This window comes from Pseudomonas sp. R32 (assembly GCF_009866705.1).
Lineage (GTDB): Bacteria > Pseudomonadota > Gammaproteobacteria > Pseudomonadales > Pseudomonadaceae > Aquipseudomonas > Aquipseudomonas donghuensis.
This window is the reverse complement of the sequence record NZ_CP019396.1, coordinates 403664-424730: the sequence shown is the minus strand read 5'-3', so window position 1 is coordinate 424730 and position 21067 is coordinate 403664. Positions and strand designations below refer to the sequence as shown.

At 63.5% G+C, this 21067-nt stretch carries 23 protein-coding genes; 19 read left to right on the top strand and 4 right to left on the bottom strand.

What is annotated here, in order from left to right; genetic code table 11:
• Positions 1 to 16: 16 nt before the first annotated feature.
• Complete coding sequence (pilG, locus tag PspR32_RS01900; protein WP_010221498.1) at positions 17 to 427, bottom strand: twitching motility response regulator PilG; 411 nt, start codon at positions 425 to 427, stop codon at positions 17 to 19.
• A gap of 314 nt (positions 428 to 741) precedes the next feature.
• On the opposite strand from pilG, the gene gshB reads away from it, so the two are divergent.
• From gshB to PspR32_RS01825, 15 genes are all read left to right on the top strand, one after another.
• Positions 742 to 1695 carry a glutathione synthase gene (gene gshB / locus PspR32_RS01895; RefSeq protein ID WP_036995450.1) on the top strand — a complete coding sequence of 318 codons (954 nt, stop codon included), beginning with the start codon at positions 742 to 744 and terminating at the stop codon, positions 1693 to 1695.
• A gap of 109 nt (positions 1696 to 1804) precedes the next feature.
• Positions 1805 to 2710: an energy transducer TonB gene (locus PspR32_RS01890; RefSeq protein WP_010221496.1), complete on the top strand. Its 906-nt coding sequence runs from the start codon at positions 1805 to 1807 to the stop codon at positions 2708 to 2710.
• Positions 2711 to 2794: 84 nt separating this feature from the next.
• Positions 2795 to 3778 (top strand): ankyrin repeat domain-containing protein, encoded by a 984-nt coding sequence (locus PspR32_RS01885; RefSeq protein WP_159388021.1) that lies wholly within the window; start codon positions 2795 to 2797, stop codon positions 3776 to 3778.
• Positions 3779 to 3849: 71 nt separating this feature from the next.
• A complete protein-coding gene (locus PspR32_RS01880) occupies positions 3850 to 4419 on the top strand; it encodes a YqgE/AlgH family protein (RefSeq protein WP_010221494.1) in 570 nt (189 codons plus the stop codon).
• Entirely contained in the window at positions 4419 to 4850 is a 432-nt protein-coding gene (ruvX, locus tag PspR32_RS01875) for a Holliday junction resolvase RuvX (RefSeq protein WP_010221493.1), read from the top strand. Before PspR32_RS01880 ends, ruvX begins: the two co-directional genes overlap by 1 nt.
• Before the next feature lie 62 nt (positions 4851 to 4912).
• Positions 4913 to 5431: a bifunctional pyr operon transcriptional regulator/uracil phosphoribosyltransferase PyrR gene (gene pyrR, locus PspR32_RS01870; RefSeq protein WP_010221492.1), complete on the top strand. Its 519-nt coding sequence runs from the start codon at positions 4913 to 4915 to the stop codon at positions 5429 to 5431.
• A gap of 12 nt (positions 5432 to 5443) precedes the next feature.
• Positions 5444 to 6448 (top strand): aspartate carbamoyltransferase catalytic subunit, encoded by a 1005-nt coding sequence (locus PspR32_RS01865; protein WP_010221491.1) that lies wholly within the window; start codon positions 5444 to 5446, stop codon positions 6446 to 6448.
• Positions 6445 to 7716 (top strand): dihydroorotase, encoded by a 1272-nt coding sequence (locus PspR32_RS01860; RefSeq protein WP_036995449.1) that lies wholly within the window; start codon positions 6445 to 6447, stop codon positions 7714 to 7716. Before PspR32_RS01865 ends, PspR32_RS01860 begins: the two co-directional genes overlap by 4 nt.
• Positions 7717 to 7900: 184 nt before the next feature.
• On the top strand, positions 7901 to 8431 hold the full coding sequence (gene hslV, locus PspR32_RS01855; RefSeq protein WP_010221489.1) for an ATP-dependent protease subunit HslV: 531 nt from the start codon (positions 7901 to 7903) through the stop codon (positions 8429 to 8431).
• Between the two features lie 77 nt (positions 8432 to 8508).
• A complete protein-coding gene (gene hslU / locus PspR32_RS01850; RefSeq protein WP_159388020.1) occupies positions 8509 to 9846 on the top strand; it encodes an ATP-dependent protease ATPase subunit HslU in 1338 nt (445 codons plus the stop codon).
• A 92-nt stretch (positions 9847 to 9938) separates the two neighbouring features.
• Positions 9939 to 10316, top strand: coding sequence for a gamma-butyrobetaine hydroxylase-like domain-containing protein (locus tag PspR32_RS01845; RefSeq protein WP_159388019.1), 378 nt, complete (start codon positions 9939 to 9941; stop codon positions 10314 to 10316).
• 349 nt (positions 10317 to 10665) lie between these two features.
• Positions 10666 to 12345 (top strand): class II poly(R)-hydroxyalkanoic acid synthase, encoded by a 1680-nt coding sequence (gene phaC, locus PspR32_RS01840; RefSeq protein ID WP_036995448.1) that lies wholly within the window; start codon positions 10666 to 10668, stop codon positions 12343 to 12345.
• A 60-nt stretch (positions 12346 to 12405) separates the two neighbouring features.
• The gene (gene phaZ / locus PspR32_RS01835) at positions 12406 to 13257 is read left to right on the top strand and encodes a poly(3-hydroxyalkanoate) depolymerase (protein WP_010221485.1); all 852 of its coding nucleotides are present in this window, start codon (positions 12406 to 12408) and stop codon (positions 13255 to 13257) included.
• A 119-nt stretch (positions 13258 to 13376) separates the two neighbouring features.
• The gene (phaC, locus tag PspR32_RS01830) at positions 13377 to 15059 is read left to right on the top strand and encodes a class II poly(R)-hydroxyalkanoic acid synthase (RefSeq protein ID WP_036995447.1); all 1683 of its coding nucleotides are present in this window, start codon (positions 13377 to 13379) and stop codon (positions 15057 to 15059) included.
• 13 nt (positions 15060 to 15072) lie between these two features.
• Positions 15073 to 15687: a TetR/AcrR family transcriptional regulator gene (locus tag PspR32_RS01825; protein WP_010221483.1), complete on the top strand. Its 615-nt coding sequence runs from the start codon at positions 15073 to 15075 to the stop codon at positions 15685 to 15687.
• A 99-nt stretch (positions 15688 to 15786) separates the two neighbouring features.
• Here the strand turns inward: PspR32_RS01825 and PspR32_RS01820 are convergent, their stop codons facing one another.
• The 3 genes from PspR32_RS01820 to PspR32_RS01810 all read right to left on the bottom strand — a co-directional run bounded on the left by PspR32_RS01820 (position 15787) and on the right by PspR32_RS01810 (position 17480).
• Positions 15787 to 16548: a phasin family protein gene (locus PspR32_RS01820; protein WP_036995446.1), complete on the bottom strand. Its 762-nt coding sequence runs from the start codon at positions 16546 to 16548 to the stop codon at positions 15787 to 15789.
• Positions 16549 to 16558: 10 nt separating this feature from the next.
• On the bottom strand, positions 16559 to 16978 hold the full coding sequence (locus tag PspR32_RS01815; RefSeq protein WP_010222343.1) for a phasin family protein: 420 nt from the start codon (positions 16976 to 16978) through the stop codon (positions 16559 to 16561).
• Positions 16979 to 17204: 226 nt separating this feature from the next.
• Complete coding sequence (locus PspR32_RS01810; RefSeq protein WP_159388018.1) at positions 17205 to 17480, bottom strand: polyhydroxyalkanoic acid system family protein; 276 nt, start codon at positions 17478 to 17480, stop codon at positions 17205 to 17207.
• 124 nt (positions 17481 to 17604) lie between these two features.
• Here PspR32_RS01810 and ubiE point away from each other — a divergent pair, with 124 nt between their 5' ends.
• From ubiE to hisI, 4 genes are all read left to right on the top strand, one after another.
• On the top strand, positions 17605 to 18375 hold the full coding sequence (gene ubiE, locus PspR32_RS01805; protein WP_010222341.1) for a bifunctional demethylmenaquinone methyltransferase/2-methoxy-6-polyprenyl-1,4-benzoquinol methylase UbiE: 771 nt from the start codon (positions 17605 to 17607) through the stop codon (positions 18373 to 18375).
• Complete coding sequence (locus PspR32_RS01800; protein WP_010222340.1) at positions 18375 to 18998, top strand: ubiquinone biosynthesis accessory factor UbiJ; 624 nt, start codon at positions 18375 to 18377, stop codon at positions 18996 to 18998. The genes ubiE and PspR32_RS01800 overlap by 1 nt, the downstream gene beginning before the upstream one ends.
• Positions 18995 to 20602 carry a ubiquinone biosynthesis regulatory protein kinase UbiB gene (gene ubiB, locus PspR32_RS01795; RefSeq protein ID WP_159388017.1) on the top strand — a complete coding sequence of 536 codons (1608 nt, stop codon included), beginning with the start codon at positions 18995 to 18997 and terminating at the stop codon, positions 20600 to 20602. Before PspR32_RS01800 ends, ubiB begins: the two co-directional genes overlap by 4 nt.
• Positions 20603 to 20674: 72 nt before the next feature.
• On the top strand, positions 20675 to 21067 hold the full coding sequence (gene hisI / locus PspR32_RS01790) for a phosphoribosyl-AMP cyclohydrolase (protein WP_010222338.1): 393 nt from the start codon (positions 20675 to 20677) through the stop codon (positions 21065 to 21067).

Below are 21067 nucleotides of genomic sequence, written 5' to 3'. Positions count from 1 at the left end.
CTGCGGCGGCGCAGCGTCAGGGTGCGTGTTGTTCTTCTGCAGCGAATCCCGGCACATGGGCCTTGATTGCGTCCAGCAGTTCTTCCTTGCTGAAAGGCTTGGTCAAAAATTGATCAGAACCGACGACGCGGCCGCGGGCCTTGTCGAACAGACCATCGCGAGACGACAGCAAAATCACTGGCGTGTCCTTGAAGGTGCTGTTCTGCTTGATCAGGGCGCAGGTCTGGTAACCGTCCAGACGCGGCATCAGCACGTCGACGAAAATGATCTGCGGCTGGTGGTCGATGATCTTGGCCAGGGCATCGAAACCGTCGATGGCCGTGATGACCTCACATCCTGCTTCGCTGAGCAATATCTGGGCGGTGCGGCGAATCGTCTTGGAGTCGTCGATCACCATCACCTTCAATGCCGCGCCGGGCTGTTCCATAATTGCTCTACCATCGCTGCTCGCTATGAGCGGCAAGCTACAAGTTTCTAGCGGCAAGAAAAAGCAGGGTGAACGCGGCGTGCTTTTTCTTGTGGCCTATGGCTTGTGGCTTGCAGCTGGAGACGGCCTCGCAGGCCACGTGCCAGGCCTTTTTAGCACACTCTGGGGGGTGCATTCCATCGGCCCGCGCCGACGCCCGCCGCAGCACCGGCCAGGATGCGTTTTTCCCTTGACCGCCAGCGCCGCGAGCGCCACCCTGACGCCACTTTTCATTCGAGCCAATGCGGCCCATTGCCGCTGAGAGGATTTAGCCCATGAGCGTTCGCCTCGGGATTGTCATGGACCCCATTGCGCGCATTTCCTATAAAAAGGACAGCTCGCTGGCCATGTTGCTGGCCGCCCAGGAGCGCGGCTGGTCGCTGTTCTACATGGAGCAGCAGGACCTCTACCAGGGTGCCGGCCAGGCCCGCGCGCGCATGCGCCCGCTGAAAGTCTTCGCCGACCCGGAGCACTGGTTCGAGCTCGACGCCGAGCAAGACTGCGCCCTGAGCGAGCTGGACGTGATCCTGATGCGCAAGGATCCGCCGTTCGACATGGAGTTCGTCTACAGCACCTACCTGCTGGAACAGGCCGAAGCCGCCGGCGTGCTGGTGGTCAACCGCCCGCAGAGCCTGCGCGACTGCAACGAAAAACTGTTTGCCACGCTGTTCCCGCAGTGCACGCCGCCGACCCTGGTCAGCCGCCGCGCCGACATCCTGCGTGAATTCGTCAACCAGCAGGGCGACACCATCCTCAAGCCGCTGGACGGCATGGGCGGCACCTCGATCTTCCGCCATCGCCCGGGCGATCCGAACCTTTCGGTGATCCTCGAAACCCTGACCGGCAACGGCACCCAGCAAATCATGGCGCAAGGCTATCTGCCGGCCATCAAGGACGGCGACAAGCGCATCCTGATGATCGACGGCGAGCCGGTGCCCTACTGCCTGGCGCGCATCCCCGCCTCTGGCGAAACCCGCGGCAACCTTGCCGCCGGTGGCCGTGGCGAAGCCCGCCCACTGACCGACCGCGACCGCTGGATCGCCGAACAGGTCGGCCCGACCCTGCGCGAGAAGGGCCTGCTGTTCGTCGGCCTGGACGTGATCGGCGAGCACCTGACCGAAATCAACGTCACCAGCCCGACCTGCATCCGCGAGATCGACAATGCCTTCGGCACCAAGATCGGCGTGCAGTTGATGGATGCCATTGATCGCAAGCTCAAGGCGCGCTGACAGCCGACGCGGAGCAACCGCGCAGAGTGGGGTATCATGCCGGTCGTTTTTATGACCTGGGCACCTGCTCTGCCGGTTTTTCCCGGGTTTTGCAGCTGCTGGATACCTGATGACGCTTCCTGCTGACATCCCTGCCGACTTCTCTCCACCCCGCGTACGCCCGGTGGATCGCCTGGGTTTTACCTTGTTCCTGGCGGCGCTGCTGCACCTGGTGCTGATCCTCGGCGTCGGTTTCACCTTCGCCAAGCCCGAAGAAATCCGCCGGACCATGGAAATCACCCTGGCCACCTTCAAGAGCGAGAAAGCACCGCAGAAGGCTGACTACCTGGCCCAGGACAACCAGCAAGGCAGCGGCACCCTGGACAAGAAAGCGCTGCCGAAAACCACCGAAGTGGCGCCCTTCCAGGACAGCAAGATCAACAAGGTCACACCGCCTCCAGCCGCCAAGCCCGAAGTGCAGCCGCAACCGACGCCGCCCAAAGCCGTGGTCGCGACCAAGGCACCGAAGCCGGAAAAAGTCGAAACCCGACCCAAGGAAGCCAAGCCGCAGCCCAAACCCAAGGCCGCGACCCCGGATTTCGACAGCTCGCAGCTGTCCAGCCAGATCGCCAGCCTCGAAGCCGAGCTCTCCAACGAGCAACAGCTGTACGCCAAGCGTCCGCGCATTCATCGCCTCAACGCCGCCTCGACCATGCGCGACAAGGGCGCCTGGTACAAGGACGAGTGGCGCAAGAAGGTCGAGCGCATCGGCAACCTCAACTACCCCGACGAAGCCCGGCGCCAGCAGATCTACGGCAGCCTGCGGCTGATGGTGTCGATCAACCGCGACGGCTCGCTGTATGAGGTGCTGGTGCTCGAGTCCTCCGGCCAGCCCCTGCTCGACCAGGCTGCCCAGCGCATCGTACGCCTGGCCGCTCCGTTCGCGCCGTTCACCGGCGACCTGGCCGATATCGACCGGCTGGAGATCATCCGTACCTGGCGTTTCGCCCGCGGCGACCGCCTGCAAAGCAACTGATCTAAGGCTCCGCCTGATGGCAAAACAATAGCCATTTTGCGATGATGCGCGCCCGTATATCCCCCTCAAGAAAGGATTCTTTTGATGTCGCGCATCCATTTCGCCCGCAAAACCGCTGCCCTCGCCCTGGCCCTGGCCGCCTGCGCCCTGCCTGCTGCCGCCTTCGCCGACGCCGCCGAGCTGTCGCAGAAGCTGTACAACGAAGTTGGCGAGTACAAGTACGACGAAACCCCGGCGCGCCTGGCCAAGATCCAGGCCCTGCTCGACCAGGGTGCCGACCCGAAAGGCCAGCCGATGTTCCTGGCAGCCTCCTACAAGATCGTCGCGCCGTTCGAGCTGTTCCTGCCAAAGATCGGTGACGTCAACACGCCAATCCAGGAAAACGGCGAAACCCTGCTGCTGTTCGTCCTCAACCAGGCCGAACAGTCGAAGGCCTCCGAGGCTGACCTGCGCATGGTCAAGGGCCTGATCAAGGCTGGCGCCAACGTCAATGTATTAGCCCAGGGCGATTCCGCCACGCCGCTGAACACCGCAGCACGCAAGGGCTCACCCGAACTGATCAAGCTGCTGCTGGATTCCGGCGCCGATGCCAAGGCCGTCCGGCCGAACGGCTTTACCCCACTGACCGGACCGGGTGCTTCAAACCTGGAGGTGATCAAGCTGCTGGTCGCTGCCGGCGCCAATCCGTACCAGGTCACCCTGACCGGCTCGACGCCGCTGCACCATGTTTGCGAACGCGCCTTTGAGATGAACGGCCAGCCCGACCCGCAAGCCGCCCAGCGCATCGCCCTGCTGCTGAAAAAAGGCAGCTCGATCGATGCCTACCACGAGCAGCACGGCACCTTCCCGGTCGGTACGCCGCTGGAAGAAGCCGCCCGCTCGGACAACCCGGACTGCGTCGCCGCACTGATCAAGGCCGGCTCCAGCCTGAAGGCCCCGGCGTTCCCGGAGAGCTACCTGGCCAAGTACCCGCAGGCCAAGCAGCAGACCGTCCAGGAGTACGTGCTGTCGGCCGCTGAAGAGTCGCCAACCCTGTATACCGAAGAAGTGGTCAAGCTGTTCAAGTAACCCCGCAGTAAAGCTGACAAGGTGACGCCAGCACCTTGTCAGCGTGGCCGCTCACCGCCACACTATCAACCATGAAGAACCTCAGCCCGGATTACCTCAAGCACCAGTTCCTGATCGCCATGCCACACATGGCCGACCCGAACTTCGCGCAGACCTTGACCTACATTGTCGAGCACAACGCCAATGGGGCGATGGGGCTGGTGGTCAATCGACCGCAGGACCTCAACCTGGCCGACATCCTCGAACAACTGCGCCCGGAGGTCGATCCGCCGGCCAGTTGCACCCACGTCCCGATCTACATGGGCGGCCCGGTACAAACCGACCGCGGCTTCGTCCTGCATAGCAGCGAGCGCACCTTCCAGGCCACCGTCGAGCTGGACGGCCTGTCATTGACCACCTCCCAGGACGTGCTGTTCGCCATCGCTGACGGCCTTGGCCCCAAGCGGAGCCTGATCGCCCTCGGCTATGCCGGCTGGGAAGCCGGGCAACTGGAAGCGGAGCTGGCCGACAACGCCTGGCTGAACTGCCCGTTCGACCCCGAGATCATCTTCGGCATGGCCTGCGAGCAGCGCCTTGCAGCGGCCGCAGCACGCCTGGGGATCAACCTCAGCCTGTTGACCAGCCAGGCGGGGCACGCCTGATGGCCGAAGTACGCTTGCTGCTGGGCTTTGACTACGGCAGCCGCCAGATCGGCGTCGCGGTCGGCCAGGTCATCACCGGCCAGGCTCGCGAGCTGTGCACCCTCAAGGCGCAGAACGGCACACCGGACTGGGCCCAGGTGGAAAAACTGATCAAGGAATGGAAACCCGACGCCCTGGTGGTCGGCCTGCCATTGAACATGGACGGCACCCCCAGCGAGATGAGCGAGCGCGCGGAAAAATTCGCCCGCCGCCTCAATGGCCGCTTCAACCTGCCGGTGCACACCCACGACGAGCGCCTGACCACCTTCGAGGCCAAGGGCGAACGCATGGCCCGTGGCGGCCAGCGTGGCAGCTATCGCGACAACCCGGTGGACGCCATTGCCGCCGCCTTGCTGCTGCAGGGCTGGCTGGAGGCCAATACCGGGGCCTGAGACCCGATCATCGCATTCAAGCCGGGCCAGCGTACCGCTCCCCGGCCCCTTGAGGAGCAAGCATGAGCCTACCCAATCCCGCCGAACTGATCCGGCAGATGGCCGTTGACCTTCGCGCCCATCTGGCCCGGCGCGCCATTGCCGAGCCGCGCTTCATCGGCATCCGCACCGGTGGTGTCTGGGTCGCCCAGGCACTGCTTGAAGAACTGGGCAGCGATGCCGCCCTGGGCACACTTGACGTTTCCTTCTACCGCGACGACTTCAGCCAGAACGGCCTGCACCCGCAGGTGCGCCCGTCCGACCTGCCGTTCGAGATCGAAGGCCAGCACCTGGTGCTGATCGACGACGTGCTGATGAGCGGACGCACCATCCGCGCCGCCCTCAACGAACTGTTCGACTATGGCCGCCCGGCCAGCGTGACCCTGGTCTGCCTGCTCGACCTGGATGCCGGTGAATTGCCGATCCGGCCGAATGTGGTCGGCGCCACCCTGTCGCTGGCCGCCCATGAACGGGTAAAATTGACCGGACCCGCACCGCTCGCCCTCGAGCGCCAGGACCTCGCCTCCGCATCCGCCCTTTAAGAGTCCCCCGCGATGACGCCAATCGACGCCAAGCGCCCGCTGCAGCTCAATGATCAGGGCCAGCTGCGCCACTTTCTCTCGCTCGACGGTTTGCCCCGCGAACTGCTGACCGAAATCCTCGACACCGCCGACTCGTTCCTCGAAGTCGGCGCCCGGGCCGTGAAGAAGGTCCCGCTGCTACGCGGCAAGACCGTCTGCAACGTGTTCTTCGAGAACTCCACCCGCACCCGTACCACCTTCGAACTGGCCGCCCAGCGGCTGTCGGCGGACGTCATCACCCTGAACGTGTCGACCTCCTCGACCAGCAAGGGCGAAACCCTGTTCGACACCCTGCGCAACCTCGAAGCCATGGCGGCCGACATGTTCGTCGTGCGCCATGCCGACTCGGGCGCCGCGCACTTCATCGCCGAGCATGTGTGCCCGGAGGTGGCGATCATCAACGGCGGCGACGGCCGCCACGCCCACCCGACCCAGGGCATGCTCGACATGCTCACCATTCGTCGGCACAAGGGCGGCTTCGAGAACCTCTCGGTGGCCATCGTCGGCGACATCCTGCACTCGCGGGTCGCGCGCTCGAACATGCTCGCACTGAAAACCCTGGGCTGCCCGGATATCCGCGTGATCGGCCCGAAAACCCTGCTGCCGATCGGTATCGAGCAGTATGGCGTCAAGGTCTACACCGACCTCGAGCAAGGCCTCAAGGACGTCGACGTGGTGATCATGCTGCGCCTGCAGCGTGAGCGCATGGCCGGCGGCCTGCTGCCCAGCGAAGGCGAATTCTACCGCCTGTTCGGCCTGACCACCGCCCGCCTGGCCGGAGCCAAACCGGATGCCATCGTCATGCACCCGGGCCCGATCAACCGCGGCGTGGAGATCGAATCGGCCGTGGCCGACGGCGCTCACTCGGTGATTCTCAACCAGGTCACCTACGGCATCGCGGTGCGCATGGCGGTGCTGTCCATGGCCATGAGCGGGCAGACCGCGCAACGTCAATTCGAGCAGGAGAACGCCCAGTGACCCTCAGTATTCTCGGCGCCCGGGTCATCGACCCCCTGAGTGGCCTGGACCAGACCACCGACCTGCACATCGATGCCGGCAAGATCATCGCCATCGGCGCCGCCCCGGCAGGCTTCAAGCCCGCGCGCAGCATCGACGCCCAGGGCCTGGTGGCCGCACCCGGCCTGGTCGACCTCAATGTCGCCCTGCGCGAGCCCGGTTACAGCCGCAAAGGCAGCATCGCCAGCGAAACCCGCGCCGCCGCTGCCGGCGGCGTCACCAGCCTGTGCTGCCCACCGCAGACCAAGCCTGTACTGGACACCTCGGCAGTGGCCGAACTGATCCTCGACCGCGCCCGCGAAGCCGGGCACAGCAAGGTCTATCCGATCGGCGCCCTGAGCAAAGGCCTGGAAGGCGAGCAGCTTGCAGAGCTGATTGCCCTGCGCGACGCCGGTTGCGTGGCCTTCGGCAACGGCCTCAATGCCTTTGCCAACAACCGCACCCTGGCCCGTGCCCTGGAATACGCCGCAACCTTCGACCTGACGGTGATCTTCCACTCCCAGGACCGCGACCTGGCCCAGGGCGGCCTGGCCCACGAAGGCGCCATGGCCAGCTTCCTCGGCTTGCCGGGCATCCCGGAAACCGCCGAAACCGTGGCCCTGGCGCGTAACCTGCTGCTGGTCGAACAAACCGGCGTGCGCGCCCACTTCAGCCAGCTGACCAGCGCCCGCGGTGCGCGGCTGATCGCCCAGGCCCAGGCACTGGGGCTGCCGGTCACCGCCGACGTTGCCCTGTACCAGTTGATCCTCACCGACGAAGCGCTGCGTGACTTCTCAAGCCTCTACCACGTGCAACCGCCGCTGCGCACCCGCGCCGACCGCGACGGCCTGCGCGAGGCAGTGAAGTCCGGGGTGATCCAGGCGATCTCCAGCCATCACCAGCCCCATGAGCGTGATGCCAAGCTGGCGCCGTTCGGGGCGACCGAACCGGGCATCAGCAGCGTCGAACTGTTGTTGCCGCTGGCCATGACCCTGGTGGAGGACGGCCTGCTCGACCTGCCAACTTTGTTGCAGCGTTTGTCTGCGGGCCCTGCCGCGGCGCTGCGCCTGCCAGCGGGCGAGCTGAAGGTTGGCAGTGCGGCCGACCTGGTGCTGTTCGATGCCAAGGCCTCGACCGTCGCTGGCGAGCAGTGGCGCTCCAAGGGCGACAACTGCCCGTTCATCGGCCACTGCCTGCCGGGAGCGGTGCGTTATACCTTGGTCGATGGGCATATCAGTCACGAGACCTGAAGGTCAGCCACAAGCTGCAAGCCTTGAGCTACAAGCGGACCAGGCCAGTCGCCGGTCCGCTTTTTCTTGCCGCTTCAAGCTTGCAGCTTATCGCTCACACACATGTGTGTAGTTGAAATCCTTCCCACCACCCCCATATGAGTCTGCATCAGGCATTTTCGCCCCGCTGCGTGGAGACTCTCCCTTGACCACCATCGTTTCAGTTCGCCGCCACGGCAAAGTCGTCATGGGCGGCGACGGCCAGGTTTCCCTCGGCAACACCGTGATGAAAGGCAACGCCAAGAAAGTCCGCCGCCTGTACCACGGCCAGGTCATCGCCGGTTTCGCCGGTGCCACCGCCGACGCTTTCACCCTGTTCGAACGCTTCGAAGGGCAACTGGAAAAACACCAGGGCCATCTGGTCCGTGCCGCCGTGGAGCTGGCCAAGGAATGGCGTACCGACCGCTCCCTGAGCCGCCTGGAAGCCATGCTGGCCGTGGCCAACAAGGACGCATCCTTGATCATTACCGGCAACGGTGACGTGGTCGAGCCCGAAGACGGCCTGATTGCCATGGGCTCCGGTGGCGCCTACGCCCAGGCCGCCGCCCGCGCCCTGCTGCAGAAGACCGACCTCTCGGCCCGCGAAATCGCCGAGACCGCGCTGAACATCGCCGGTGACATCTGTGTGTTCACCAACCATCACCTGACCATCGAGGAGCAGGACCTGGCCGAGTAATTCAGCTGTTCTGGCGCCCGGCCCCGGTGGCCGGGCTTTTCCACGCTGACTTATCGAGCCCAAGGACCATCATTACCATGTCCATGACCCCCCGCGAGATCGTCCACGAACTCAACCGCCACATCATCGGCCAGGACGACGCCAAGCGCGCCGTCGCCATCGCCTTGCGCAACCGCTGGCGGCGCATGCAGCTGCCAGCCGAGCTGCGCGTTGAGGTGACGCCGAAGAACATCCTGATGATCGGCCCGACCGGCGTCGGCAAGACCGAAATCGCCCGGCGCCTGGCCAAACTGGCCAATGCACCGTTCATCAAGGTCGAAGCGACCAAGTTCACCGAAGTCGGCTATGTCGGTCGTGACGTCGAGTCGATCATCCGCGACCTGGCCGATGCCGCAATCAAGATGCTCCGCGAGCAGGAAATCATCCGTGTCGGCCACCGCGCCGAAGACGCCGCCGAAGAGCGCATCCTCGATGCCCTGCTGCCGCCTGCGCGCACTGGCTTCAATGAAGACCAGGTGACCAGCCAGGACTCCAACACCCGTCAGCTGTTCCGCAAGCGCCTGCGTGAAGGCCAGCTGGACGACAAGGAAATCGAGATCGAAGTGGCCGAGGTCATGGGCGTCGACATTTCCGCGCCACCGGGCATGGAAGAGATGACCAACCAGCTGCAGAACCTGTTCGCCAACATGGGCAAGGGCAAGCGCAAGAGCCGCAAACTCAAGGTCAAGGAAGCGCTCAAGCTGGTGCGCGACGAAGAAGCCGGGCGCCTGGTCAACGAAGACGAGCTCAAGGCCAAGGCCCTGGAAGCGGTTGAGCAGCACGGCATCGTGTTCATCGACGAAATCGACAAGGTCGCCAAGCGCGGCAACGTCGGCGGCGCCGATGTCTCGCGCGAAGGTGTCCAGCGCGACCTGCTGCCGCTGATCGAAGGCTGCACGGTGAACACCAAGCTGGGCATGGTCAAGACCGACCATATCTTGTTCATCGCCTCCGGCGCCTTCCACCTGAGCAAGCCAAGCGACCTGGTGCCCGAGTTGCAAGGCCGTCTGCCGATCCGCGTCGAGCTCAAGGCCCTGAGCCCGGAAGACTTCGAGCGCATCCTCAGCGAACCGCACGCCTCGCTCACCGAGCAGTACCGTGAGCTGCTGAAAACCGAAGGCCTGAACATCGAGTTCGCCGCCGACGGCATCAAGCGCCTGGCCGAGATCGCCTGGCAGGTCAACGAGAAGACCGAGAACATCGGTGCCCGTCGCCTGCACACCCTGCTCGAGCGCCTGCTCGAAGAGGTGTCGTTCAGCGCCGGCGACCTGGCCAGCGCCCACAGCGAAGCGCCGATCCATATCGACGCCGACTACGTCAACAGCCACCTGGGCGAATTGGCGCAGAACGAAGACCTGTCACGCTACATCCTGTAGCGCAGCGGCAAGCTTCAAGTTGCAAGCTGCAAGCTGGACACCGGTGTCTTGCAGCTTGTAGCTTGCAGCTTGTAGCCCAAGAGCCCTTATCCATGACCAGACTCCCCAGCAGCATCAACCTGCACAAAGCCTCCAAGACCCTCTCCCTGACCTACGGGCCAGACGAGGTGTACCACCTGCCCGCCGAATTCCTGCGCGTGCACTCCCCCTCCGCCGAGGTCCAGGGCCACGGCAATCCGATCCTGCAGTACGGTAAGCTCGGCGTCGGCCTGATCGGGCTGGAACCTGCCGGCCAGTACGCACTGAAACTGACCTTCGACGACGGCCATGACAGCGGCCTGTTCACCTGGGAATACCTCGAGCAGCTGTGCCTGCGCCAGGAGGCCCTCTGGGACGACTATCTCGCCGAGCTGGCAAAAGCCGGAAAATCCCGCGACCCCAATGAGTCGATCGTCAAGCTGATGCTCTAGCTCGCGCCCTCCAGGGTTTAGAGCGCATTTTCTAATTCTATTTGCTTGAATGCCTGCACTACGGCCAATGAGTGGCCGTCTTGCGCTATACCAAAAAGTCGGGTAACCAATGGATCTGGCAAGTTCCCTGCATCGGATTTAATGCAGGGTCGGGCTGGTATGTAGAGGTCGCGAGCGAAAGCAGGCAGTCTTCTCACGCAGAAAAAACCCGCAGGGCTCATCGTCGTTTGCATCCGGCCGCAGGACCGCAGTTCGTTATCACTGGTCACCCGAGCAGCAGTACCGGGCGTTCGTCTGTGTAACGCGCACAGTCAACCGGTACTCGTCTCAGGACAACGGAGCGTCGTAGATGAGTAACAAGAATAACGATGACCTGCAGCGCCAAGCCTCGGAAAACACCCTGGGTCTGAACCCGGTGATCGGCTTGCGCCGCAAGGATTTGCTGACTTCTGCTCGAATGGTACTGCGTCAGGCCATTCGCCAACCGCTGCACAGTGCCAAGCATGTCGCGCATTTCGGCATGGAACTCAAGGATGTGATCTTCGGCAAGTCGAGCTTGCAGCCGGAGAACGACGACCGTCGTTTTCACGACCCGGCCTGGAGCCAGAACCCGCTGTATCGCCGCTACCTGCAGACTTACCTGGCCTGGCGCAAGGAACTGCACGATTGGATCGGTAGCAGCAATCTTTCCGACCAGGACATCAGCCGCGGCCACTTCGTCATCAACCTGATGACCGAGGCCATGGCGCCGACCAACACGGCGGCCAACCCGGCGGCGGTCAAGCGCTTCTTCGAAACCGGCGGTAAGAGCCTGCTCGACGGCTTGTCGAACCTGGCCAAGGACTTGGTCAACAATGGCGGCATGCCCAGCCAGGTGAACATGGACGCCTTCGAGGTCGGCAAGAATCTGGGCACCAGCGAAGGCGCGGTGGTGTTTCGCAACGACGTGCTGGAGCTGATCCAGTACCGGCCGATCACCGAACAGGTGCTGGAAAAGCCGCTGTTGGTGGTGCCGCCGCAGATCAACAAGTTCTACGTCTTCGACCTCAGCCCGGAAAAGAGCCTGGCGCGTTTCTGCCTGCGCTCCAACGTGCAGACCTTCATCGTCAGTTGGCGCAACCCGACCAAGTCCCAGCGCGAATGGGGCCTGTCGACCTACATCGATGCGCTCAAGGAGGCGGTCGACGTGGTCCTGGCGATCACCGGCAGCAAGGACCTGAACATGCTCGGCGCCTGCTCCGGCGGCATCACCTGCACTGCGCTGGTGGGCCACTACGCGGCGCTGGGCGAGAAAAAGGTCAACGCCCTGACCCTGCTGGTCAGCGTGCTCGACACCACCCTCGACACCCAGGTGGCGCTGTTCGTCGACGAACAGACCCTCGAAGCCGCCAAGCGCCACTCCTACCAGGCCGGCGTGCTCGAAGGCCGCGACATGGCCAAGGTGTTCGCCTGGATGCGGCCCAACGACCTGATCTGGAACTACTGGGTCAACAACTACTTGCTGGGCAACGAGCCACCGGTGTTCGACATCCTGTTCTGGAACAACGACACCACGCGCCTGCCGGCCGCCTTCCACGGCGACCTGATCGAAATGTTCAAAAACAATCCACTGCTGCGCCCCGATGCACTGGAAGTGTGCGGCACACCGATCGACCTCAAGCAGGTGACCACCGACATCTTCAGCGTCGCCGGTACCGCCGATCACATCACCCCGTGGCAATCGTGCTACAAATCGGCCCAGCTGTTCGGTGGCAAGGTCGAGTTCCTGCTGTCCAACAGTGGGCACATCCAGAGCATCCTCAACCCGCCGGGCAACCCCAAGGCGCGTTACATGACCAACAGTGAAATGCCCGCCAGCGCCCTCGACTGGCAAGAGAACTCGACCAAGCACACCGACTCCTGGTGGCTGTACTGGCAGACCTGGCTGGCCGAGCGCTCGGGCAAGCTGAAGAAAGCGCCGGCCAACCTTGGTAACAAGGCTTATGTGGCCGGTGCCGCAGCGCCAGGGACCTACGTTCACGAGCGTTGATAGCGAACACCGCCGCAGCTCGAAAAGGCTGCGGCGTTTATCCACCACAGGGCTTCGCGCATGCCGCAACCGTATATTTTCAGGACCGTCGATCTGGATGGACAAACCATCCGCACCGCCGTCCGACCCGGCAAGCCGCACTTGACGCCCTTGCTGATCTTCAATGGTATCGGCGCCAACCTGGAGCTGGTATTCCCCTTCATCCAGGCCCTGGACCCGGACCTGGAGGTGATTGCCTTCGATGTGCCGGGCGTCGGTGGCTCATCGACCCCGCGCCACCCGTACCGCTTTCCCGGGCTGGCCAAGCTCACCACCCGCATGCTCGACTACCTCGACTATGGCCAGGTCAATGTCATTGGCGTGTCCTGGGGCGGTGCCCTGGCCCAGCAGTTCGCCCATGACTATCCCGAGCGCTGCAAGAAACTGGTACTGGCCGCCACCGCCGCCGGTGCGGTGATGGTCCCGGGCAAGCCCAAGGTGCTGTGGTTGATGGCCAGCCCCAGGCGCTACGTGCAACCGTCCCATGTCATCCGCATCGCGCCACAGATCTACGGCGGCGGTTTTCGCCGCGACCCTGACCTGGCCTTGTCGCACGCGGCCAAGGTGCGCTCCGGGGGCAAGCTTGGTTACTACTGGCAGCTGTTTGCCGGGCTCGGCTGGACCAGCATTCACTGGCTGCACAAGATCCAGCAGCCGACCCTGGTGCTGGCTGGCGACGACGATCCGCTAATTCCCTTGATCAACATGCGTCTGTTGGCCTGGCGAATTCCCAATGCCCAGCTACACATAATCGACGACGGTCATTTGTTCCTGATCACCCGGGCCGAGACCGTCGCCCCGATCATCATGAAGTTCCTCCAGCAAGAGCGCCAACGCGCCGTCATGCACCCTCGGCCCGCTCCCAGCAGCTGAGAAGCCTGCCACACCCGAGCCCTTGGCAGGACGCCAGGCAACCCGGGTGCGCGGCGTGAGGTTGGTGTCGCTCTTGCATTGATGTGTTTGTTGATGGCCTGACGACGGAGTGTTGCCTGATGAAAGACAAACCCGCGAAGGGATCGCTACCGGTCCCCGCCACCTATATGAACGTGCAGAGTGCGATCAGCGGCCTGCGCGGTCGTGACCTGCTCTCGACCTTGCGCAGTGTCAGCCGCCATGGCCTGCGCCATCCGCTGCACACCGCCAAGCACATGCTCGCCCTGGGCAATCAACTAGGCAAAGTGCTGCTCGGCGAAACCCCCTATCAACCCAACCCCCGCGACAACCGCTTCAAGGACCCGGCCTGGAGCCAGAACCCGCTCTACAGCCGCGGCCTGCAGGCGTACCTGGCGTGGCAGAAGCAGACCCGCCTGTGGATCGATGAAAGCCAGCTGGAACCGGACGACCGCGCCCGCGCGCACTTCCTGTTCACCTTGTTCAACGATGCCGTGTCGCCCAGCAACTCGCTGCTCAACCCCCTGGCGGTCAAGGAACTGTTCAACTCCGGCGGCCTGAGCCTGGTGCGTGGCATCAACCACCTGCTCGATGACCTGCGCCACAACGACGGCCTGCCGCGCCAGGTCAACCCACAAGCCTTTGAAGTCGGCCGCAACCTGGCCACCACGCCGGGCGCGGTGGTGTTTCGCAACGAGCTGCTGGAGCTGATCCAGTACAAGCCGATGAGCGAAAAACAGTATGCCAAGCCGCTGTTGGTGGTACCGCCGCAGATCAACAAGTTCTACATCTTCGACCTGAGCCCGGCCAACAGCTTCGTTCAGTACATGCTCAAGAACGGCTTGCAGACCTTCATGATCAGCTGGCGCAACCCCGACCCGCGTCATCGCGAGTGGGGCCTGTCGAGCTACGTCGAAGCGCTGGAAGAAGCCATGAACGTGTGCAGGGCGATCACCGGCAGCCGCGAGATCAACCTCATGGGCGCCTGCGCCGGCGGCCTGACCATGGCCGCGCTGCAAGGCCACTTGCAGGCCAAGCGCCAGTTGCGCCGGGTCAACAGCGCCACCTACCTGGTCAGCCTGCTCGACAGCCAGATCGACAGCCCGGCCAGCCTGTTCGCCGATGAACAAACCCTGGAAGCGGCCAAGCGCCGCTCCTACCAGCAAGGGGTGCTCGATGGCCGCGAAATCGCCCGGGTGTTTGCCTGGATGCGCCCCAACGACCTGATCTGGAACTACTGGGTCAACAACTACCTGCTGGGCAAGGCGCCACCGGCGTTCGACATTCTCTACTGGAACAACGACAACACCCGCCTGCCGGCCGCGCTGCATGGCGACCTGCTGGACTTCTTCAAGCACAACCCGCTGGCCCATGCCGCGGGCCTTGAGGTGTGCGGCACGCCGATCGACCTGCAGAAGGTCAACGTCGACAGTTTCAGCGTCGCCGGCAACAACGACCACATCACCCCCTGGGATGCGGTGTATCGCTCGGCATTGCTGCTCGGTGGCGACAAGCGCTTCATCCTCGCCAACAGCGGCCATGTACAGAGCATCATCAACCCTCCGGGCAACCCCAAGGCGCATTACGTCGACAACTCGCGCCTGAGCAGTGACCCGCGGGCCTGGCTCTACGATGGCAAGCAGATCGACGGCAGTTGGTGGCCGCAGTGGCTGGAATGGATTCAAGCGCGCTCCGGCGCCCAGCGCGAAACCCTGATGGCCCTTGGCAACCAGCACTACCCTCCCATGGACCCCGCGCCCGGCAGCTACGTCCAGGCGCGCTGAACAAGAAGAACGGATGAAAACCCGCGACCGCATCCTCGAATGTGCCCTGCAGTTGTTCAACCGCCAGGGCGAGCCGAATGTCTCGACCCTGGAGATTGCCAACGAGATGGGCATCAGCCCGGGCAACCTCTACTACCACTTCCACGGCAAGGAGCCGCTGGTGCTGGGGTTGTTCGAACGTTTCGAGGAGGAGCTCACGCCACTGCTCGACCCGCCGCTGGAAGTGCGCCTGGATGCCGAGGACTACTGGCTGTTCCTGCACTTGATCGTCGAGCGCATGGCCCAGTACCGCTTCCTGTTCCAGGACCTGTCGAACCTGACCGGGCGCTTGCCCAAGCTGGCTCGCGGCATGCGCAACCTGCTCAACGCCCTCAAGCGCACCCTGGCGGCGCTGCTGGCCAGCCTCAAGGCGCAGGGCCAGGTGCTCAGCGATACTCGGGCGTTGGGGCAGCTTGTTGAGCAGATCACCCTGACGCTGCTGTTCTCGCTCGATTACCAGCGGGTGCTGGCCCGTGAAGGTGAGGTGGGGGTGGTGGTGTATCAGGTGATGATGCTGGTGGCGCCGCACCTGGAGGCGGGCTCGCGGCATGCAGCCGAGCAGTTGGCGCTAAGGTATCTGGAGGGCTGAAAGCACGCGGGGCAAGTCGGGTCGCCGCACCGCCGCTCCCACAAAATCCTGTGGGAGCGGCGGTGCGGCGACCCGACTTGCCCCGCGATAAAGCCAGTATCAGGACTGGCTGATCGGGCTTACCGGTGCCAATGGCGCCACAGAGGCCGGTGCAGCACTGGCTACCGATGCCGGGCTTGGCGCCGGCGCAGCGCTGGCCGCAGGTGCCGCCGGCTTCGCTGCTGCAGGTTTAGCTGCTGGCTTGGCCGCTGGCTTCTTCACTGCCGGTTTCTTCGCCGCAGCCGGTTTGGCTGCTGGCTTGGCCGCAGGTTTAGCCGCTGCGGTTTTCGCCGCTGGCTTGGCTGCAGGTTTAGCCGCTGCAGTTTTTGCTGCAGGTTTCGCCGCCGCTTTCGGTGCAGCCTTGGCCAATGGCTTGGCCGCAGCCTTGCTCGCTGCCGGCTTTTTCGAGATAGGCGTCACCGATGCACCGGTCAGCTTCTCGATCTGCTTGGTCAGCGTGTCGACCTGCTTGTGCAGGGCGGCGACTTCATTGCGGCTCGGAACGCCCAGACGCGAAATGGCACTGTTCAGGCGCTTGTCGAAAGCCTCTTCGAGCTCGCCCCATTTGCCCAGCGCGCGATCTTTGACATCACTGACCCGAGAGCTAGCCGATTTCGCAGTAGCCTTGGCCGAGTCGACCGAACTCTTGGCTAGCTTCTCAGCTTTCTCACCATCCTTGACCAGGGTGTCGAACAGCTTGCTGCCATCCGCATCGATCTTGGAGTAGATACCCAAACCAGCCAGCCAGATCTTGCGGGAATACTTCTCGATCCCCCCGACCCAGGAGCTGCCTTCTTTCTCAGTATTCTTCTTGCCAGCCATCCCGCTCTCCTTATTGTTTACGTGCGACACGTTCAAGCAATGCCGTGAGCTCATCGAGCTTGGCAGAGAGTGCCTCCACGTCATGTTTAGACGGAATGCCGATGCGATTCAAGGCGCTTGCGACCCGCGTGTCGAAAGCCTTTTCGATTTTGTCGAGTTGAACCTCGACCTTGCCCTTGACGCTGGTCAGCTCGCCCTTCACCGAATCAATCTCGGAGTTGGCAGCATCGACCTTCGCATCGAGTTTTTTCTTGCCGCGTTGTTCTACCGATTCGCCGGCCTTGACCAGCTCTTTAAGGTAGTCGGCACCTTCCTGACCTACCCGGGTGTAAGCCCCCAGGCCTGCCAGCCAGATCTTGCGCGCGTAGCCGCGCACCTCACCCAACCTGCGCTGGGCGTCGTCTTTTTTCTTCAGGATCACTTTGGCCATGCTCTGCACCTCACGCTCTGAACGGAAATGGAGGAACTGCCCACGGAAGTTGGGCCTGAGCACAAGGTAGGGGGAAAAATTAGAATTGGCACACTAATAAAGGGGCAGCGGCAAGCTTCAAGCTTCAAGCGGCAAGAAAGGGCAGCGGTGATCTTGAAACCGTCGCCCCCTCCCATTCACCGCGAAGCACTTGCAGCTTGCAGCTTGAAGCTCCCCCCTTGAGCCGCTAGGCGAGCGCCTTATCCAGCGCCCGCTCGATCTCGCTCTTGATGGTCCCGCTCATCATCGACAGCATCATGCCCAGCTTCAGCTCGACCTTGATGCTGTCCTCGCCAATCAGCACGCTGCCGTTGGCACCACTGCGCTTAACCTCGACCCGGTCGCCGTTCCAGCTGGCCTTGAGGTCGTATTCGCGGGCCAGCTTTTCGACCAGGGCTTCGGCCTTTTGCCGGGCCGCGTCGCGGCCCAGGCTGTGTTTGCGTTCAACGCTGATCTGGGTCATTCATTCAATCCTGGGTTCGAAGGCATACTTATATTATGCCCGCGCCCCACCTGCGACACACCCCGCCAAGACAAATCCGACCGTACGCCCTAGAATGGCCAGTAATTTTTTCCGGTGAAGCGATATGAACGATCAGCGCAAAGGCGACCACGCCGAACCCACCACCCACTTCGGCTACAAGAACGTGCCGGAAAGCCAGAAGGCCGAGAAAGTCGCCGAGGTGTTTCACTCGGTGGCGGCCAAGTACGACCTGATGAACGATGTGCTCTCCGGCGGCATGCACCGCCTGTGGAAGCGCTTCACCATCGAGCTGTCGGGCGTGCGCCCGGGTAACCGGGTGCTCGACATCGCCGGCGGCACTGGCGACCTGGCGGCCAAGTTCTCGCACCTGGTCGGCCCTACCGGCCAGGTGGTGCTGGCCGACATCAACGAGTCGATGCTCAAGGTCGGTCGCGACCGCCTGCTCGACCGCGGCGTGGCAGGCAACATCGAGTTCGTCCAGGCCGACGCCGAAAAACTGCCATTCCCGGACAACCACTTCGACTGCGTGACCATCGCCTTCGGCCTGCGCAACGTCACCCACAAGGAAGACGCCATCCGCTCCATGCTGCGGGTGCTCAAGCCCGGTGGCCGGTTGCTGGTGCTGGAATTCTCCAAACCGACCAACAAGCTGATGTCCAAGGTCTACGACGCCTACTCGTTCGCCTTCATGCCGCTGGCCGGCAAGCTGATCACCAACGACTCGGAAAGCTACCGCTACCTGGCCGAATCGATCCGCATGCACCCCGACCAGGAAACCCTCAAGGCGATGATGGTCGAGGCCGGCTTCGATCGCGTCACCTACCACAACATGACCAGCGGCATCGTCGCCCTGCACCGGGGAATCAAGCCCTGATGCTCCTGGCCGGCCTGCTCGCCAGCGTCGAACACGGCCTCAACCGTGTTTTGCGCCTGGACAGCACAGCGCTGCCGCGCTTGAGCCCGCTGGACGGCAAGGTGATTGCCATCGACTGCCGCCAGCCGGCCTTGCAGCTGTTCATCCTGCCCAGCGACGAAGGCCTGATGCTCGCCGCGCACTGGGCCAATGAGGCTGACTGCACCTTGCGTGCGCCGGCCAGCAGCCTGGTGCGCCTGGCCCTGAGCCAGGACAAGAGCGCGGTGCTGCACAGCCCGCAGGTCGAGCTTGAAGGCGATAGCGCGGTGCTGCTCGATCTGGTCGCGGTGCTGCAGGACCTGGAGCTTGACTGGGAGTACGAAGTCTCCCGCTGGCTGGGGCCGATCGCCACGCAGTTGCTCAGCGGCCATTTGCGCAGCCGCGCCAACTGGACCCGCCAGGGCCTGGCGGCGCTCAACCAGAACCTCTCCGAGTACCTCGCCGAAGAGGCCAGGACCCTGGTAGGCCAGCGCGAAGCCGAAGCCCGTTTCAGCGAACTCGACACGCTAAAAGTCGATATTGAACGCCTTGAGGCGCGCATCGAGCGCCTTGCCCGATCCCTTGATACCAGCGATAACGCATGAAGCTGCTTGCCGTCCGCCGTCTGTTGCGCATCCAGCGCGTCGTGATCCGTTACCGTCTCGATGACCTGCTGTTCGCCCTGCCCCTGCCCTGGTGGCTGATGGGCCTGCGCTATGCCATGCCCTGGCGCTGGCTGCCGCGCAAAGAGCTGGAGCTCAGCCGTGGCGCGCGCCTGCGCCTGGCGCTGCAGGACCTGGGGCCGATCTTCATCAAGTTCGGCCAGTTGCTGTCGACCCGCCGCGACCTGCTGCCCGAAGACATCGCCGACGAGCTGATGCTGCTGCAGGACCGGGTGCCGCCGTTCGATCCGCAAAAAGCCATCGCCCTGATCGAAGAACAGCTCGGGGCGAAGATCAGCGAGGTGTTCAGCCGCTTTGACGTCGAGCCACTGGCTTCGGCATCGGTGGCCCAGGTACACGCGGCCAAGCTCAAGAGCGGCGAAGAGGTGGTGGTCAAGGTGGTGCGCCCGGGCCTCAAGCCGGTCATTGCCCAGGACCTGGCCTGGCTGTTCCTGATTGCCCGCGGCGCCGAACGGGTTTCGGCCGATGCACGCCTGCTGCACCCGGTGGAAGTGGTCAACGACTACGAAAAGACCATCTACGACGAACTCGACCTGTTGCGCGAAGCGGCCAACGCCAGCCAGCTCAAGCGTAACTTCGAAGGCTCGGAGATGATGTACGTGCCCCAGGTGTACTGGGACTGGTGCCGGCCTAAAGTGCTGGTGATGGAGCGCATCTACGGTATTCAGGTCACTGACCTGGCGACCCTGGCCGACCAGCGCACCGACATGAAGATGCTCGCCGAGCGTGGCGTGGAGATCTTCTTCACCCAGGTCTTTCGCGACAGCTTCTTCCATGCCGACATGCACCCAGGCAACATCTTCGTCAGCACGGTCAAGCCGTGGAGCCCGCAGTACATTGCCATCGACTGCGGCATCGTCGGCAGCCTGACCCCCGAGGACCAGGACTACCTGGCACGCAACCTGTTTGCCTTCTTCAAGCGCGACTACCGCCGTGTGGCGCAGTTGCACATTGACTCGGGCTGGGTACCGGCACAGACCAAACTGAATGAATTCGAAGCGGCGATCCGCACCGTGTGCGAGCCGATCTTCGAAAAACCGTTAAAGGATATTTCTTTCGGCCAGGTGCTGATGCGCCTGTTCCAGACCGCGCGGCGCTTCAACATGGAAGTCCAGCCGCAGCTTGTTCTGTTGCAGAAGACCCTGCTCAACATCGAAGGCCTGGGCCGCCAGCTGTACCCGGACCTGGACCTGTGGACCACCGCCCAGCCGTTCCTCGAGCGCTGGATGCGCGAACGGGTCAGCCCCAAGACCCTGCTGCAGAACCTGCATGGCCAGGTCGAGCAGATCCCGCACCTGGCCGGCATGACTCGCGACCTGCTCGAACGCATGTCGCAGCCGCACCTGGCCGACCCGCCCGCGACCTGGCAGCCGAAGAACGATCACTGGGCCCTGCGCCTGCTCGGTGCCGGGCTGCTCGGCGGCGGCGCCACCCTGGCTGCCAGCGCGGTCAGCCTCAGCGCTCCCGCTGCCTGGCCTGCCTGGTTGATGCTGGCCGCTGGCCTCTACCTGATCGTGCGTCGATAGCCAGCCGGGCTGCTGGCTGGCACACTAGCACAAGGGTTCGGCAAAGGATCGGACCCGGCTTTGGAGTCGAAAATGAAAGACTGGCTGGACGAGATCAACTGGAACAGCGATGGCCTGGTACCGGCTATCGCCCAGGACCACAAGACCGGGCGCGTGCTGATGATGGCCTGGATGAACCGCGAAGCGCTGGCGCTGACCGCCGCCGAGCAGCGGGCCATCTACTGGTCACGTTCGCGTGGCAAACTGTGGCGCAAGGGCGAAGAATCCGGCCACGTGCAAAAGCTGCACGAAATGCGCCTGGACTGCGACGCCGACGTGATCATCCTGATGGTTGAACAACTGGGTCATATCGCCTGCCATACCGGCCGCGAGAGCTGCTTCTACCGGGTCTTCGACAACGGTGAGTGGAAGACCGTCGATCCGGTCATCAAGGACCCGCATGCCATCTACAGCGCAGGACATTGA

Excerpts from the sequence above, each read along its gene's own strand:
- PspR32_RS01810 (WP_159388018.1), bottom strand. The coding sequence starts at position 17,480 with ATGACCCAGATCAGCGTTGAACGCAAACACAGCCTGGGCCGCGACGCG.
- phaC (WP_036995448.1), top strand. The coding sequence starts at position 10,666 with ATGAGTAACAAGAATAACGATGACCTGCAGCGCCAAGCCTCGGAAAAC.
- PspR32_RS01865 (WP_010221491.1), top strand. The coding sequence starts at position 5,444 with ATGACGCCAATCGACGCCAAGCGCCCGCTGCAGCTCAATGATCAGGGC.
- hisI (WP_010222338.1), top strand. The coding sequence starts at position 20,675 with ATGAAAGACTGGCTGGACGAGATCAACTGGAACAGCGATGGCCTGGTA.
- pyrR (WP_010221492.1), top strand. The coding sequence starts at position 4,913 with ATGAGCCTACCCAATCCCGCCGAACTGATCCGGCAGATGGCCGTTGAC.
- ubiB (WP_159388017.1), top strand. The coding sequence starts at position 18,995 with ATGAAGCTGCTTGCCGTCCGCCGTCTGTTGCGCATCCAGCGCGTCGTG.
- phaZ (WP_010221485.1), top strand. The coding sequence starts at position 12,406 with ATGCCGCAACCGTATATTTTCAGGACCGTCGATCTGGATGGACAAACC.
- PspR32_RS01880 (WP_010221494.1), top strand. The coding sequence starts at position 3,850 with ATGAAGAACCTCAGCCCGGATTACCTCAAGCACCAGTTCCTGATCGCC.
- pilG (WP_010221498.1), bottom strand. The coding sequence starts at position 427 with ATGGAACAGCCCGGCGCGGCATTGAAGGTGATGGTGATCGACGACTCC.
- PspR32_RS01815 (WP_010222343.1), bottom strand. The coding sequence starts at position 16,978 with ATGGCCAAAGTGATCCTGAAGAAAAAAGACGACGCCCAGCGCAGGTTG.
- phaC (WP_036995447.1), top strand. The coding sequence starts at position 13,377 with ATGAAAGACAAACCCGCGAAGGGATCGCTACCGGTCCCCGCCACCTAT.
- hslU (WP_159388020.1), top strand. The coding sequence starts at position 8,509 with ATGTCCATGACCCCCCGCGAGATCGTCCACGAACTCAACCGCCACATC.
- PspR32_RS01800 (WP_010222340.1), top strand. The coding sequence starts at position 18,375 with ATGCTCCTGGCCGGCCTGCTCGCCAGCGTCGAACACGGCCTCAACCGT.
- PspR32_RS01845 (WP_159388019.1), top strand. The coding sequence starts at position 9,939 with ATGACCAGACTCCCCAGCAGCATCAACCTGCACAAAGCCTCCAAGACC.
- gshB (WP_036995450.1), top strand. The coding sequence starts at position 742 with ATGAGCGTTCGCCTCGGGATTGTCATGGACCCCATTGCGCGCATTTCC.
- ruvX (WP_010221493.1), top strand. The coding sequence starts at position 4,419 with ATGGCCGAAGTACGCTTGCTGCTGGGCTTTGACTACGGCAGCCGCCAG.
- PspR32_RS01825 (WP_010221483.1), top strand. The coding sequence starts at position 15,073 with ATGAAAACCCGCGACCGCATCCTCGAATGTGCCCTGCAGTTGTTCAAC.
- PspR32_RS01890 (WP_010221496.1), top strand. The coding sequence starts at position 1,805 with ATGACGCTTCCTGCTGACATCCCTGCCGACTTCTCTCCACCCCGCGTA.
- PspR32_RS01885 (WP_159388021.1), top strand. The coding sequence starts at position 2,795 with ATGTCGCGCATCCATTTCGCCCGCAAAACCGCTGCCCTCGCCCTGGCC.
- PspR32_RS01820 (WP_036995446.1), bottom strand. The coding sequence starts at position 16,548 with ATGGCTGGCAAGAAGAATACTGAGAAAGAAGGCAGCTCCTGGGTCGGG.
- ubiE (WP_010222341.1), top strand. The coding sequence starts at position 17,605 with ATGAACGATCAGCGCAAAGGCGACCACGCCGAACCCACCACCCACTTC.